13 protein-coding genes are annotated in these 14,036 nt (G+C 72.2%); 3 read left to right on the top strand and 10 right to left on the bottom strand.

Annotation, left to right across the window (positions count from 1 at the left end; all coding sequences use genetic code 11):
- Nucleotides 1-18 precede the first annotated feature (18 nt).
- The 3 genes from ligD to ABD932_RS15190 form a co-directional block, all read right to left on the bottom strand.
- A complete protein-coding gene (gene ligD / locus ABD932_RS15200) occupies nucleotides 19-948 on the bottom strand; it encodes a non-homologous end-joining DNA ligase (RefSeq protein ID WP_345012821.1) in 930 nt (309 codons plus the stop codon).
- The gene (locus ABD932_RS15195; protein ID WP_345012819.1) at nucleotides 945-2,792 is read right to left on the bottom strand and encodes a transketolase; all 1,848 of its coding nucleotides are present in this window, start codon (nucleotides 2,790-2,792) and stop codon (nucleotides 945-947) included. The genes ligD and ABD932_RS15195 overlap by 4 nt, the downstream gene beginning before the upstream one ends.
- A gap of 246 nt (nucleotides 2,793-3,038) precedes the next feature.
- Entirely contained in the window at nucleotides 3,039-4,514 is a 1,476-nt protein-coding gene (locus ABD932_RS15190) for an NAD(P)/FAD-dependent oxidoreductase (protein ID WP_345012817.1), read from the bottom strand.
- Between the two features lie 399 nt (nucleotides 4,515-4,913).
- On the opposite strand from ABD932_RS15190, the gene ABD932_RS15185 reads away from it, so the two are divergent.
- On the top strand, nucleotides 4,914-6,005 hold the full coding sequence (locus ABD932_RS15185) for an enolase C-terminal domain-like protein (protein ID WP_345012815.1): 1,092 nt from the start codon (nucleotides 4,914-4,916) through the stop codon (nucleotides 6,003-6,005).
- 6 nt (nucleotides 6,006-6,011) lie between these two features.
- On the opposite strand, the gene ABD932_RS15180 is transcribed toward ABD932_RS15185, so the two are convergent.
- On the bottom strand, nucleotides 6,012-6,518 hold the full coding sequence (locus ABD932_RS15180) for a phage holin family protein (protein ID WP_345012813.1): 507 nt from the start codon (nucleotides 6,516-6,518) through the stop codon (nucleotides 6,012-6,014).
- A 97-nt stretch (nucleotides 6,519-6,615) separates the two neighbouring features.
- Between ABD932_RS15180 and ABD932_RS15175 the strand changes: the two genes are divergently transcribed.
- Complete coding sequence (locus ABD932_RS15175; protein ID WP_345012811.1) at nucleotides 6,616-6,963, top strand: VOC family protein; 348 nt, start codon at nucleotides 6,616-6,618, stop codon at nucleotides 6,961-6,963.
- A gap of 18 nt (nucleotides 6,964-6,981) precedes the next feature.
- On the opposite strand, the gene ABD932_RS15170 is transcribed toward ABD932_RS15175, so the two are convergent.
- Entirely contained in the window at nucleotides 6,982-7,932 is a 951-nt protein-coding gene (locus ABD932_RS15170; protein ID WP_345012809.1) for an arginase family protein, read from the bottom strand.
- 59 nt (nucleotides 7,933-7,991) lie between these two features.
- Here ABD932_RS15170 and ABD932_RS15165 point away from each other — a divergent pair, with 59 nt between their 5' ends.
- Nucleotides 7,992-8,339: a DUF6204 family protein gene (locus tag ABD932_RS15165; protein ID WP_345012807.1), complete on the top strand. Its 348-nt coding sequence runs from the start codon at nucleotides 7,992-7,994 to the stop codon at nucleotides 8,337-8,339.
- Here ABD932_RS15165 and ABD932_RS15160 read toward each other — a convergent pair.
- From ABD932_RS15160 to ABD932_RS15140, 5 genes are all read right to left on the bottom strand, one after another.
- Nucleotides 8,311-8,865 carry a GNAT family N-acetyltransferase gene (locus ABD932_RS15160; protein WP_345012805.1) on the bottom strand — a complete coding sequence of 185 codons (555 nt, stop codon included), beginning with the start codon at nucleotides 8,863-8,865 and terminating at the stop codon, nucleotides 8,311-8,313. The two genes, ABD932_RS15165 and ABD932_RS15160, sit on opposite strands and share 29 nt — an antisense overlap.
- A 19-nt stretch (nucleotides 8,866-8,884) precedes the next feature.
- The gene (locus ABD932_RS15155) at nucleotides 8,885-9,139 is read right to left on the bottom strand and encodes a LapA family protein (RefSeq protein ID WP_175647673.1); all 255 of its coding nucleotides are present in this window, start codon (nucleotides 9,137-9,139) and stop codon (nucleotides 8,885-8,887) included.
- 68 nt (nucleotides 9,140-9,207) lie between these two features.
- Nucleotides 9,208-10,971 carry a CocE/NonD family hydrolase gene (locus tag ABD932_RS15150; RefSeq protein WP_345012802.1) on the bottom strand — a complete coding sequence of 588 codons (1,764 nt, stop codon included), beginning with the start codon at nucleotides 10,969-10,971 and terminating at the stop codon, nucleotides 9,208-9,210.
- A 144-nt stretch (nucleotides 10,972-11,115) separates the two neighbouring features.
- Nucleotides 11,116-12,075, bottom strand: a complete 960-nt coding sequence (locus ABD932_RS15145; RefSeq protein ID WP_345012800.1) for a S66 peptidase family protein — start codon at nucleotides 12,073-12,075, stop codon at nucleotides 11,116-11,118.
- Nucleotides 12,072-14,036 (bottom strand): S9 family peptidase, encoded by a 1,965-nt coding sequence (locus ABD932_RS15140; RefSeq protein ID WP_345012798.1) that lies wholly within the window; start codon nucleotides 14,034-14,036, stop codon nucleotides 12,072-12,074. The genes ABD932_RS15145 and ABD932_RS15140 overlap by 4 nt, the downstream gene beginning before the upstream one ends.

The following is a 14,036-nucleotide window of genomic DNA, read 5'->3' as shown; positions in this document are numbered from 1 at the left end:
ACACGCTGCTCGGTTTCTTCAGCCGCGCAGTGCGTCGAGCCTGCGCCTGGCCGGGCCCAGGGCGCGGCCCCGGTCCAGCAGCCCGGACCAGGGGTCGGTGCGGGCCTGCTCCACGGCGTCGGCGATGCTCCAGCGGCGGGCGTCCAGCTCCGGGTCGTCCAGTTCTGCCCAGGTCAGCGGCGTGGCGACGGAGGCGCCGGGCCGGGCCCGGACGGTGTAGGGCACGACGGCGGTCTGGGCGTAGGCGTTGCGCTGCACGTCAAGGTAGAGACGGTCGCCGCGGTCCTTCTTGCGGGCGGCCGTGGTGAACCGGTCCGGGTGGGCGGCCTCCAGCACCCCGGCGACGTCCTTGGCGAAGTCCCGGACCTCGTCGAAGTCGTGGTGCCCGTTCAGCGGTACGACGATGTGCAGCCCGCGCGAGCCGGTGGTCATCGGGGCCGAGGGCAGCCTCAGTTCGTCGAGCAGCTCGCCGAGCAGCTCGGCGGCCTCTCTGACCTGCACGAAGGAGTCATCGGCCGGGTCGAGGTCGAAGACCATCCGGTCGGGGCGGTTGATGTCATTGGTGCGGGAGAGCCAGCGGTGCAGGGTGAGGCAGGCCTGGTCGGTGAGGAAGACGAGGCCCGCGGTGTCGTCGCAGACCGTGTGACAGACGGTGCCGTCCTCCTTGGGCACCTCGAAGCGGGTGATCCAGTCCGGGTAGTGGTCCGGCGTGTTCTTCTGCATGAACCGGGGGCCGTCGAGACCGTCCGGGTACCGCTCCAGCATCAGCGGGCGGCCGCGCAGATGCGGCAGCATGAAGGCGGCGACGGACCGGTAGTACTCGACGAGGTCGCCCTTGGTGTACTCCTTCGCGCCCCCGCCGCCGGGAAAGAGCACCTTGCCGACGCGTTTGACCTCGACGCTGCGGCGCCCCGCCCGCACCTTCTTCGTATCGTCGTCGCCGCTCACCGCACGACCGCCTCCTCCACCAGCAGCTTCCCCGCGGCGGCGATGGACGCGGCGTCGATGCCCGCGGTGTGCAGCTGCTGGTCCGGCGAGGCGGATCCCGGCATCCGGCGGACGGCCAGGCGCACCAGCCGGGGCACCGGGCGCCCGTCGAGGAACGCGTCGAGGACGGCGTCGCCTATGCCACCCTCCTCACGGTGGTCCTCCACGGTGAGCAGACAGCCGGTGTCCTCGGCGGCCCGGCGCAGCGTGGACCGGTCGACGGGCTTGACCGAGTACAGATCCACGACCCGCACCTGGATCCCGTCACGGTCCAGGGCGTCGGCCGCGGCGAGCGCCTCGTGCACGGTGACGCCGGCGGCGACCACGGTCAGCCGGTCCCGGTCACTCGCGCGCAGCACCTTGCTGCCGCCGACGGGGAACTCCTCGTCGGGGCCGTAGATGACCGGGCTGTCGCCGCGCGAGGTGCGCAGATAGCGGACGCCCTCCAGGCCGGCCATGGCGGCGACGAGCTGCGCGGTCTGGTTGGCGTCGCACGGGTACAGCACGGTCGAACCGTGCACGGCCCGCATCATCGCCAGGTCCTCCAGGCCCATCTGGCTCGGCCCGTCCTGCCCGATCGCGACGCCGGCGTGCGAGCCGACGAGGTTGATGCCGGCACCGCTGACCGCCGCCATGCGCACGAAATCGTGGGCGCGGGTGAGGAAGGCGGCGAAGGTGGCGGCGTACGGCACCCAGCCGCGCGCCGCGAGCCCCACCGCGGCGGCGACCATCTGCTGCTCGGCGATGTAGCACTCGAAGTAGCGCTCCGGGTGTTCCTTGGCGAAGAACTCGGCGCGGGTGGAGTCGCCGACCTCGCCGTCGAGGGCGACGATGTCACCGCGCCCGGTGCCCAGAGCGGCAAGCGCCTCGCCGTAGGCGTTGCGCGTGGCGACCTCCTCCCCCTTCTCCCAGCGGGGCAGGTCGAGGTGCCCGGCGCGCACGGCGTGCAGCACGCGGGCGGCGGGCGGCTCATGGACGTGGATGCGGATGTCACGCTCCCCGCCGAGTTCGGCGACGGCCTCGTCGGGCTCCGGCAGGGGCTTTCCGTGCAGTCCCTCCCGGTCCTGGACGGCCTCGACACCCTTGCCCTTGAGGGTGCGGGCGAGGATCACGGTGGGCTGCCCGGCGGTCGACCTGGCCTCCGCGTACGCCCGGTCGACGGCGTCCACGTCATGCCCGTCCACCTCGACGGTGTGCCAGCCGAACGCCTGGAAGCGACGGGCGTAGGCGTCCAGGTCATGGCCGTGCCGGGTCGGGCCGCGCTGGCCCAGCCGGTTCACGTCGACGATCGCGGTGAGATTGTCCAGATGCTCGTACGCCGCGTGCTCGGCGGCCTCCCACACGGACCCTTCGGCGAGCTCGCTGTCCCCGCACAGCACCCACACCCGGTACCCGACCCGGTCGAGCCGCTTGCCGGCCAGTGCGATCCCCACCCCGATCGGCAGCCCCTGCCCCAGCGAACCGGTCGCGGTCTCCACCCACGGCACCTGGCGCGGGGTGGGGTGCCCTTCGAGCCGGCTGCCGAGCTTGCGGAAGGTGAGCAGCTCACCGTCCTCGATGGCGCCGGCCGCCTTGTAGGCGGCGTACAGCAGGGGCGAGGCGTGCCCCTTGGAGAGGACGAAGCGGTCGTTTCCGGGGTGGGCCGGCCGGTCGAAGTCGTAGCGCAGGTGGTTCGCGAGGAGTACGGCCGTCAGATCGGCCGCGGACATCGACGACGTCGGATGCCCCGACCCCGCGGCGGCGGAGGCCCGCACACTGTCCACGCGCAACTGCTGGGCCAGCTCGACGAGTTCGGAGGTGTTCATGAGGCTCCTTCCGAGGGGTGGTGAGAGTGGTGTGCGGGCTCGCCGGGGTGCGGCTTGTGGACTGCGGGGGCGTCGGCGGGCGGCTCGTGCGCGGCTCGCAGATCGGAGCGCGTGACGGGGCCGGGGGGTTCGGGGTGCCTGGCGGCGTCGGGGTCCTGAACAGGGTCGGGACGCCCGGCGGAAGCGGGTGTGTCTTCGGGTCGTTTCCTCGGGGGCTCGCCGACCGCCCGACTCTTCTCGGTCATCTCAGCCTTCTCGGATCTCGGCCTCGTGTGTCAACTCGGCCTGGTCTGTTTTCGCGGCCTGCTCTGCCCTCTCGGCCTGATCTGTCTTCGCGGGCTTGTCCGTCTTGGGCTTGTCCGTCTTGAGCTCGTCCGTCTTGGGCTCGTCCGTCGTCGCGGTCTTTGCGGAATCAGCGGCTCCCGGCCCCCGGACCAGCTCCGGCGACGCGGTGTCCAGCGGCACCGACCACGACCGTACGAGTCCCAACTGCACGGCCTGGCGCGGCAGTACGGCGTCCAGGAGCCAGTCGGCGGCGACGCGGATGCGGTTGCCGGGCATCGCGGCGAGGTGGTAGCCGCGGGTGACCGCGCCCGCCGCCACGCCGGACAGCGGGACACCGAGCGGGTTGGCGGCCGCCTTGACGCCGCCCAGGTCCACGACGAAGCCCATGTCGCGGTGGCGGTAGGGACGCCGCTCGCCGATGCCCAGGGACGCGGCGACGTTGTGGGCCACGGTCTTGCCGTGCCGCCAGGCGTGCTGGGCGGTCATCGGCGTGTACTGGCCGGGCCGCTCCAGGTCGGGCACGGCGGCCCCGTCCCCCGCGGCGAACAGCTCGGGCCGGCCCGGCACTTGGAGGTACGGGTCGACGAGCAGGCGGCCCCGCTCCAGGGGCAGCCCGAGGGACTCGGCGAGCGGATCGGGCCGTACGCCGACGCACCACACCAGCGTGCGGGTGTCGACGAACTCGCCGTCGGTCAGCAGGACCCCGCTGTGCGTGGCCTCCTTCACGGAGGTGCCCATCCGCACCTCCACGCCCCGCTGCCGCAGCACCCGGTCGGCGGTGCGCGACAGGTGCTCGCCCAGCTCGGGCAGGACGCGTTCGGCGATGTCGAGCAGCAGCCAGCGCGGCCGCATACGTGCTCGCAGCGGGTGTTTGCGCACCTGGGCGTCGGTGAACAGCTTCCCCTGCGCGGCGACCTCGGTGCCGGTGTATCCGGCGCCCACGACGACGAACGTGCACCGTGCCGCGCAGCTCTCGGGGTCGTCGGCGCCAGCCGCCAGCTCCACCTGCCGGGTCACGTGATCGCGCAGATAGAGCGCCTCGGGAAGGCCCCGGAAGCCGTGCGCGTGCTCGGCGACACCGGGAATGGGCAACAGCTTGTTGACGCTGCCCGCGGCGAGGATCAGCCGGTCGAAGGACAGGGTCCCGGCGTCGCCCTCGGGTCCGGTGTAGTGCACGGTGTGGGCGTCCAGGTCCAGGGCGTCGGCTTCGCCCAGCACGAGCCGTACGTGGGGCAGGGTGCCGGAGAGCGACACGGTCACCCGTCGTGGTTCCAGGATGCCGGCGGCGACCTGGGGCAGCAGGGGCAGATACAGGAAGTAGTCGGTCGGGTTCAGCAGGGTGATGTCGGCCTTGCCACGGGCGATCCGGGACAGCGTGCGGGCCGCCCGGTACCCGGCGAATCCGGCGCCGACGATCACGATGCGGGGTCGACTCACGGTTAGCCTCCGGGGCTGTCGCGTACCTCGGGAGCCTTCCGCGTCCCCCTGGCCAAGGCGGCCAAACGTCGACCAGGACGCCCTGGGCCTCCGGCACACGGACCCGCCCGGCCGGGGTTTCCGGCACACGGACCCCGCCCGGCCCGCGTTTCGGACACGCCGACCGACCCAGCCCGGCATCCAGCAGGCCGGCCGATCCAGCCCCCGCCCCCCCCCCTTTCCGGACGTCAACCCGCCGCCCCGGGTTTCCGGCCGGACCTCCGGGTACCCGGAACGGCGACCCGCCCCGCCGCCGACGCGGCAGCCCCGGAGGTGTCCCCCCATGCCCCAGTACGGCTCCTTCTTTCGTGCGGTCGCCGAGCGGTGTGCCTCGACGGTGACGAGGGACGGTTTCGCGCGATGAAGCTGAATCTCCCCGTAGTCTCCGTCTACACGGTGCCCACCGACGCCCCCGAGGCCGACGGCACGCTGGCCTGGAACTCCACGACCGTGGTGATCGTCGAGGTCACGGCGGGCGATGCGACCGGCACGGGCTGGACGTACGGCCCGGCGGCGATCGGCGACTTCCTGCGCGATCACCTGGCGCCGCTCGTCGTGCACCGCAGCGCCCTGGACATCCCGGCCGTGCACGACGCGATGTCCCGCGCGATCCGTGACGCGGGTCGGCCGGGCATCGCCGCGTGTGCGATCTCGGCGCTGGACATCGCCCTGTGGGACCTCAAGGCACGCCTCCTGGAACTGCCGCTGGCCCGGCTGCTGGGCACCTGCCGCGAGCGCGTCCCCGTGTACGGCAGCGGCGGCTTCACGACGTACCACGACACCCACCTGGCGGCGCAGTTGAACGGCTGGGTGCACGGTCAGCACATCCCGCGCGTGAAGATCAGGATCGGCGAGGACCGGGGCCGCGCGATCCTGCGCGACATGTCCCGCGTGCAGGCGGCACGCCAAGTGATCGGCTCCGAGGCCGAGTTGTACGTGGACGCGGGCGGCGCCTACACCCGCAAACAGGCGATCCGGGTCGGCCACGCCCTCGCCGAGCACGGCGTCGGGTGGTTCGAGGAGCCCGTGCCCTCGGACGACCTCACCGGCCTGCGACTGATCCGCGACACCCTGCCGTGCGACGTCACGGCCGGCGAATACGGCTACGACCTCCCGTACTTCGCCCGCATGATCACCGCGGGCTCGGTCGACTGCCTCCAGATCGACGCCACACGCTGCGGCGGGCTGACGGAGTTCCTCCGCGCCGCCGCCCTCGCCCAGGCCCATGGCCTGGAGGTCTCGGCACACCGCGCCCCGCACGCCCACGCCGCGGTGTCCGCCGCGATCCCCAACCTCCGCCACATCGACTGGTTCCACGACCACGTCCGCATGGAGGACATGTTCTTCGACGGTGCCCTGGACCCGACGGGCGGCACGGTCACCCCGGCGCGGGGCATCGGCCACGGGTTGACGCTGCGGACGGAGGAGGTGCGGGAGTACCGGGTGGCGTGAACGCCGTCAGGCCCGGTGGTGCGGCTGCTCGGGGTCGATGTCGTCCGGGTGCGGCGGCCGCGCGTCGGGCATGTCCGGCGCCCCCGCCTCGGGCGGGCCGGGCGGCATCGGAGGGTACGGCGTGCCGAGCCCGCTCGGCGGAGCGGCCGCAGCCGTGTCACCGACGCTGCGCCCATGGGCTGCGGCGGCCTCGGCCCGGTGCTCCGGCGTCGGCCGGGACGCCGAGGGGTGTGCCGCGCTCCGCAGCGCATACGCCACCGCGCCCAGGATCACCGCGGTGATCAGCGCGGCGGCCCAGTCCGGCAGCCCGGCCGCGAGGGCCAGCCCCAGGGCGAGAGCGAGGGCCGCACCCGCGTACAGGGCGACGGCGCCCGAGCCCGCGTACAGCATGGCCCGGCGGCGCTGCCTGCGCGTCTGCTCGCGCAGTTCGTCACGCACGGTCTCGCGCGCCACCTGCGCCAGCTCTTCGACCAAGTGCTTGTCGAGATGATCAAGGTGATCCAAGCGGTCCATGCCCGCCGAGTACCCGTACAGGGGTACGCGTAACGGGGAGTGAGGGGATCGCGTGAAACGATCTCCCTGCCCGGCCGCCTCCAACTAGGCTCTCCGCATGGACATTCTGGGAGCCACGCTGCGCGTATGCGTCGACGACCTGGAGACCGCGGTCCCCTTCTACGAACGACTCTCCGGCGCCACCGCCCTGCGCTTCGAACGCGGCGGTGTCCAGGTGGCGGCCGTCGGCTGCTTCCTGCTGATGAGCGGCCCGGAGGCCGAGCTGGAGGTGCTGCGCAAGGTCGCGGCGACGATCGCCGTCAAGGACGTCGAGGAGACCCACCAGGTGCTCAGCGAGCTGGGCGCGCACATCGTCGCGGGTCCGTTGCCGACGCCGGTGGGCCGCAATCTGATCGCGATGCATCCGGACGGCACGATCTACGAGTACGCGGACCGTCAGGCGTGATCCGTCAGGCGTGATCCGTCAGGCCGCGTCGTTCGTGGTGTCGAGGGCCGACACCACGATGTCCGTGAGCAGCGCCCCCGCCGTTCCCTCCGGGTCCAGATCGGGGTCGTAGATCGTGATGTTGAGCCCGACGCAGTGTCCCGACGCGAGCAACGGCCGTAGCAGCGCCACGAGTTCGTCGGGGGTGAGACCGTCCGGGTCCGGGCTGTCGACGGCGGGCATGACGGACGGGTCGAGGACGTCGGCGTCCAGATGCACCCAGAAGCCGTCCAGCTGGGGGATCTCGAAGGCCTGCCGGGTGACGCTCGCGAGTGCCTCCGCACCCCACTCCCGCAGGTCCCCCACGGTCACCACGGGAATCTTCAGGTCGGCGAGCTCGGCCCGGTCCTCCTCGAAGTAGTCCCGGATACCGAAGTACCGCACGTCCTCGTCCCGCAGGTAGGGCTTCAGTCCCTCCAGGTTCGTCAGGTCCTCCTGCCCCCGCCCGGTGGCGAGGGCGACCTCCTCACCGCCCGCCGCGCCGACCCTCCCCCACCCTTCGGGCGGGGGGACCCCCATCTCGCTTCGCTCGGAGTTCCCCGGATGCCGGAAGTCGGGCGAGGCGTCCAGCACGGCGAGCCCGTACCGGCCCATGCGGCGCAGCGCGAGAGCGGCGCCGAGGTTGATGGAGCAGTCGCCGCCCAGCACTACCGGGAAGTCCCCGGCGCGCACATGGTGCTCGATGCGGTCGGCGAGCTTGCGGGTGTAGGAGGCGAGAGCGGCGGCGTTGAAGACGCCGTCGCCCTCCCTCCAGTCCCCTCGGTCGTACCGCGGCGGCACCACCACCCCGCCCTCCAGCGCCCGCAGCCGCTGCACGATCCGCTGCTCACGCAGCGCACCGGCGAGCTTGTGGCAGCCGGGCACGGTGCCCGGGGCGGGCGGGCGCAGGCCCAGGTTGGAAGGGGCGTCGAGCACGACGAAATTCCGCATGCGAGTCATCCTCTCCGACGTACAGTCGGCCCTCAACGCCATTACGAGGGAGCGGGAGCATGAGCGAGCAGCACACCTACCGGGTGATCGTCCGGGGCACCTGGGACGGCCTCACCGACGAGGCCCGGGCGCGGTTGCTCGCCGAGGCCCCCGAGCACGGCATGACCAGCATGCGCTTCACCGAGGAGGGGTCGCTCTCCTACGAGCCCTCCCCGCTCAAGCACTTCTCGATGCGCTACGTGGTGGTCTCGGACGCGGCCGACGGCGAGGATATGGCCGGCGCGATCGCGGAGGACCGGGCCGAGACGGCGCTCCGGGAGCTGGGCTACGGCTTCGGCGAGCTGAGGTCGACGGTCACCGACCTCGACACGATGAAGATCAACCGGAAGTCCGCATCTCGGCGGTGATGGCCCATCGCTCGTGGTCCCGCCATGCCCCGTCGATGAAGAGCATGCTCGGCGAGAAGCCCTCCAGACGGAAGCCGCAGGCACGGGCCAGGGCGATCGAGGCGGTGTTGGCGGGCTGGACGTTGATCTCCAGCCGGTGCAGCCGCAGCGGCCCGAAGGCGTGGCCGATCACGAGGTCGAGCCCTTCCCGCATCAGGCCGCGCCCGGCAGCGTGGGCGAAGGCGCCGTAGCCGAGGGCGCCGCTCTGGAAGGCGCCCTCGACGATGTTGTTGATGTTGATGAACCCGGCGATGTCCCCGCCGTCGTCCTTCTCGCAGACCAGGAACCCCGCCTTGGTGGGGTCCTCGATCAGCCGCCCGGCGTAGGCGGAGTAGGCCGCGGCGCTGTCCGGCGGGAAGAGCCACGGGTGGTGCAGTGCCTTGCTGTCCCGGGCGCGCGCGGTGAACTCGGCGGCGTCCTGGTAGGTGAAGTGACGTATGCCCACGCGAGGGCCTTCAGCGAGGTAACGGGACGCGGGGTGAGGCATTGCGCCAGCCTACGACCCGCTAACGGCGCCGTCGCATGAAGTACGCCCCGAACAGCGCGCCGATGACACCCATGCCCAGCAGCGCCAGCCACAGCGGCATCGTCACCAGCGGGACCAGCAGCCGGATCTCGGTCTCACGGGTGTTCTCGAAGATGAAGACCAGCGCGAGGGCGACGAGCACCAGCACGGTGATCCTGGCAGGGGTCATCGCCCCGGCCAGGCCACCCCGCTTCTCGCCGGCCCTCGTGCGGCTCTCCGACGTCTTCGCGGTCATACGACAAGGATGCTCCCGAAGCCGCGATCACGCACGGTGAGCGGTCGGTGTGCCGGCCTCGCGGCCCCTCAGTCGATCACCGGGAGCCGCAGCACCCCCGTGTCCTCGGGTGTGCCGGCCACGGTCACCGGCTTGATCCCCCGGTTCCCGAAGTACGCGTCGTCACTCGCCGCGATCACGAACCGCAGCCGGTGCCCCTTCTCGTACCGGTGCACGATCCCCGGCAGCGTCACGGTGAAGGACCGCGTGACGTCCGGTACACGCACCGGCGCGACCAGCCGGTGCACCAGCGTCTGGCTGCCGTCGGGCGCGACGTCGTACAGCTTGGCGAACAGCACGAGCTTGTCGGCGGCGTCCCCGGAGTGCTGGGTCCGCTCGGCCTTCGGGGAGACGACCTTCAGGGTGGCCCGGGGCGCCCCCACCACGTCGGTGGTGCGGGCGAGCGGCTCGCTGGTCCAGCCGAGGTAGGTGCCCTTGGTGTCGTACGGCGCCGGGTCGGGGATCCCTATGGCCCCGGCCAGCGAGCTCTCCGAATGGCTCGTGGGGACGAGCCAGTTGGTGTAAGTGCGGCTGCCGCGCGCCACCTTCCGCCGGTTGTCGACGAGTTTGCCGTCGCCTGAGAGGTAGAGCGTCCGGGAGGGCTCGGGGACCCGGTCGGCGGTGGCGTAGGTGCCGCCCGGGTCGGTGATCCAGTCGCGGTAGTAGGCGAAGGCCGGTCCGGTGTCGACGTTCTGCTTGCGCAGGTAGCGGTCGAACCAGGCGAGGATGCGCCGGCCGACGTAGCTGGTCTCCAAGTTGCCCTGGCCGAGGTTGAGTTCACCGGTGGCCGGGTCGGTGAGTCCGCCGCTGTGGCCCCAGGACTGCCAGATCATCTTCGTCGGCGTCCCCTGGGCCTTGAGCGTCTTGTACGTCGCCGTCGCCTCGTTGAGGTTGAAGAGGCTGTCGGCCTGGCCCTGGACGAGGAGGGTGGGTGCCTTGACGCGGTTCAGGTACGACACCGGCGAGACACTGCGGGCGTAGGCGAGCAGTTCGGCCGTCTGTTTCGCCGGATAGCGGCCGGAGTTGAGGGTGCGGATCGTGTCGCAGGCCTTGGTGACGAAGTGCAGGCAGGCGAGGGAGTTGATGCGGGACGGGTCGAGGTTCGGTGCCAGCAGGGGCTGGCCCTCCCCTATGAGGTAGAAGCCGTTGGCCCACTGCCATTTGAAGGCGCCGGGCACGCCCGTGCTGCCGGCGGCGTTGTTCGGGTCGAGGGAGTGGACGAGGTCGTTCCAGGTGATCATCGGGACGAGCGCGTCGACCCGCTGGTCGATGGCGGCCGTGGCCAGCTGAATCGCCCCGCCGTAGGAGCCGCCCGCCATGCCGACACGCGGGTCGCCGGGGGCGTCGAGGGTGACGAAGTCGGCCTTCGTGCCGTCGTCGGCGGCGCGCCCTCCGCCGAGGAAGTCGATCAGCCGTGAGGCGGCGACGCCGTCGATGGTGGGGTCGTCGAGGGAGATCAGGCAGCCGGACCTGCCGAAGCCGAGCCCGGAGTAGATGAGGGAGACGTATCCGCGCTGTGCGAAGGCCTTGCCGATGGCGTCGGTCGAGCCGTCGGACTTGCTGCCGCCGAAGCCGTTGGTGGCGAGGACGGCGGGTGCGCGGTGAGCGCGGTCGACACCGGCAGGCCGGTACAGGTCCGCGTCCACGGTGCAGGTGCGGCCGCCGGCCTGGACGGTGAACTTCAGCGCGGTGACGGTGTACGGGCCGACCGCGGCGGCCGGGGCGGTGAGGGCGAGGGGGATGGTGAGCGTGGCGCCGAGGACGAGAGCGAGTGGGGCTCGGGATCTGGGCACACGACGGGACACAAAGACCTCCACACTGAGGGCAGCCCTGCATACCGACCAGTAAGTACTGGCCGGTTGTCATGGTGTGACACGTGTCAGGCGTGGTCAATCGACGTGACGGAGGTTTCTTGACGGAAATTCAGTGAACGCCGGTCAGGCGAGGGCGGGCTCGTCGAGAGTCAAGGTGCCCGCCTCGGCGTCGAGTTCGGCACCCACACCGAACGGAATCGTCAGCGCACCTTCACAGTGCCCGAACCCGAACTCCTCCACAACGGGCACACCGAGGCCACCCAACCGGTCCAGGAGCAGCGCACGCATCCGCTCGTACGGCTCGCACTCCTGCCACGAGCCGAGCAGCACGCCCCGCACGCCGTCGAGGAAGCCGGCGCGCAGGAGTTGGGTGAGGTAGCGGTCGAGCCGATACGTCTCCTCGCCGACGTCCTCCAGGCACAGCAGGCCGCCGCGTGCGGAGGTCCGGGCGTGCGGGGTGCCCAGCTCGGCGGCGAGCAGACAGAGGCAGCCGCCGAGGGTGACACCCCGCGCCCTGCCCGGGACCAGGGCGGACCCGGCGGAGGTGATCGTGCGCACCGACTCGGGCTCGAACAGCGTGGCTCTCAGGTGCTCCTGTGCCCGCGCGCTCTTGATGAAGTCGATGCCCGCCGCCATCGGCCCGTGCAGCGTGGCCAGGCCCAGCCGCGTGGCGAACGCCTCGTGCAGCACGGTGATGTCGCTGAAGCCGACGAACACCTTGGGCCCGGCCGCCCGCATCGCCTCCCAGTCGAGCAGGTCGACCATGCGCTGGACGCCGTATCCGCCCCGGGCGCACAGCACCGCGTCGACGGACGGATCGCACCAGGCGCGCTGGAGGTCGGCGGCCCGGTCGGCGTCCGTGCCCGCGAGATAGTCCAACTCGCCGTGGCGGTCGAGCACATGCGGGGCCACCACCGGGTCGAGATCCCAGCCGCGCAGCACGTCGAGCCCGGCCTGGAGCCGCTCCTCGGGCACGGGCCCGCTGGGCGCGACGACGGCCACGCGGGCGCCGGGGGCGAGCCGGGACGGTCGTACGAGGGGCCGTACGAGCGGCTGCGCGAGTGGCCGTACCGGCTCGGTCACTTGGTGAGCTCCAGCTTCGGGATCCCGGGCGGGTTCAGCCCGAAGACCTGGGCGTACAGGGAGAGTTCGGACTCCAGGACGCAGATCATCGTCTCCGCCCGCCTGAACCCGTGGCCCTCCCCCTCGAAGGCGATGTAGGCGTGCGGTACCGGGCGCCCCACCATGCGGGCAAGGAACCGCTCGCACTGCGCGGGCGGGCAGATCACGTCGTCCAGGCCCTGCAGCAGCAGGAAGGGCACGGTGAGGCGGTCGGCGTGCGCGGCGGGCGAGCGCTCCGCGTACCGTCCGGGCACCTCGGCGAGCGGGCCGACGAGGGTCTCCAGGTAACGGGACTCGAAGTCATGGGTCTCGCCCGAGCCCCAGCCGGCCAGGTCGAGGATGGGATAGACGATCGTGCCGCAGGCGTAGACGTCGGTCGTGGTGAGCGACGCCGCCGCGGTCCAGCCGCCCGCGCTGCCGCCCCGGACGGCGAGCCGGTCGCGGTCGGCGGTGCCCTCGTCGGCGAGGGCCAGCGCGACGGCCGCACAGTCCTCGACGTCCACCACGCCCCACTGCTCGCGCAGCCGGTTGCGGTACTCCCGCCCGTACCCGCTGGAGCCGCCGTAGTTGACCTCGGCGACACCGATGCCACGCGAGGTGAAGTAGGCGATGGCCAGGTCGAGCACGAGGGGCGCCCGGTCGGTGGGGCCGCCGTGCGCCCACACGACGTACGGCGGCGGCGTACCGCTGGGGGCCGTGCAGCCGGGGTTGTGGGGCGGGTAGATGTGCGCGTGGACGTTCTGCCCGGCGGGGCCGGTGAAGGTGCGGATCTGCGGCTCGGGGTAGTGGGCGGGGTCCACCGCGTCGTCGTGCTCGGCCCCGATCACCCGGGACCGGCCGGTCCGTGTGTCGAGTTCGACCACCTCGTAGGCGCTGCGGGGGCTCGCGCCCACGGCCACCACACGCTCCCCGTTCACCGCGAGCGTGGGCGCGAACTCGGTCCAGGGGCCGGCCGCGTCGACGATCTCGCCGGTCTCGGGATCCAGTACACCGAGGGCGGTCGAGCCACGTCCGTGCACGACGGCGATCAGCCCGCCCGCCAGCGGCGCGAACCAGCGCAGGCCGAGCTTCCACAGCGGTCCGCCGAACTCCTCCTCGCGCGGACAGAGCGGTTCGCCGTCCCGGTAGAGGTTCCACCAGCCGCTGCGGTCGCTCGCGTACAGCAGCCGGCCGTCGGCCGACCAGTCGACCTGCGCGATCGACTCCTCCGGGCCCCCGGCAACGGTCTGCGGGCGCCCGAAAGTGCCGTCGGGGCCGACATCGGCGACGAGCAGTTCCGTACCGTCCCACGGCATCCGCGGATGGTCCCAGGCGAGCCACACCGCGCGCCGCCCGTCGGGCGAGATCCGGGGGCCGGTGACGAACCGGTGCCGGTCGTCGATGAGTTCGCGTACGGCATCCCGGTCCTCGGCCGCCGAGCCGTCCAGCGGGACCGCGGCCAGGACGCGCCGCACATCGGTCGGCCCCGCCCCCGTGAACTCCTCAAGCACGCACCACACTTCACCGAGTCCGAGCCGCACCTGCGGCTCCACCCAGCGCAGTCCGCCGCCCACCGGCGACACGGGAGTGAGCGGACGCGGCTCGCCGCCCTCCTCGTACCGGTAGAGCCGCTGGTCGGCGAAGTTGACGAAGACGACGAGCCACCGGCCGTCCACCATCGCGCCCGCCCAGGGCTGTCCGCCGTACTCGACGACCCGGCTGCGCACATTCCACTCGGCGGGCAGCACCGACTCCTCGCAGCGGTCGGCCCGCCGCCGCACCAGCGTGCGCCGCCCGCCCTGCGTGGGCCGCGGCTCGGTCCACCACGCCTCGTCGCCCACGAAGCCCACATACTCGGGGCGCCCGTCGTGCGCGGCGGCGATGGCCGCGTCGATGGGCGAGGGCCAGGAACCGTACGCCAGCGTCCGCACTGTCTCCCCCAA

The organism is Streptomyces shaanxiensis (genome assembly GCF_039537145.1).
Lineage (GTDB): Bacteria > Actinomycetota > Actinomycetes > Streptomycetales > Streptomycetaceae > Streptomyces > Streptomyces shaanxiensis.
Note: the sequence above shows the minus strand (reverse complement) of the source record. Positions and strands in the feature narration are given on the sequence as shown.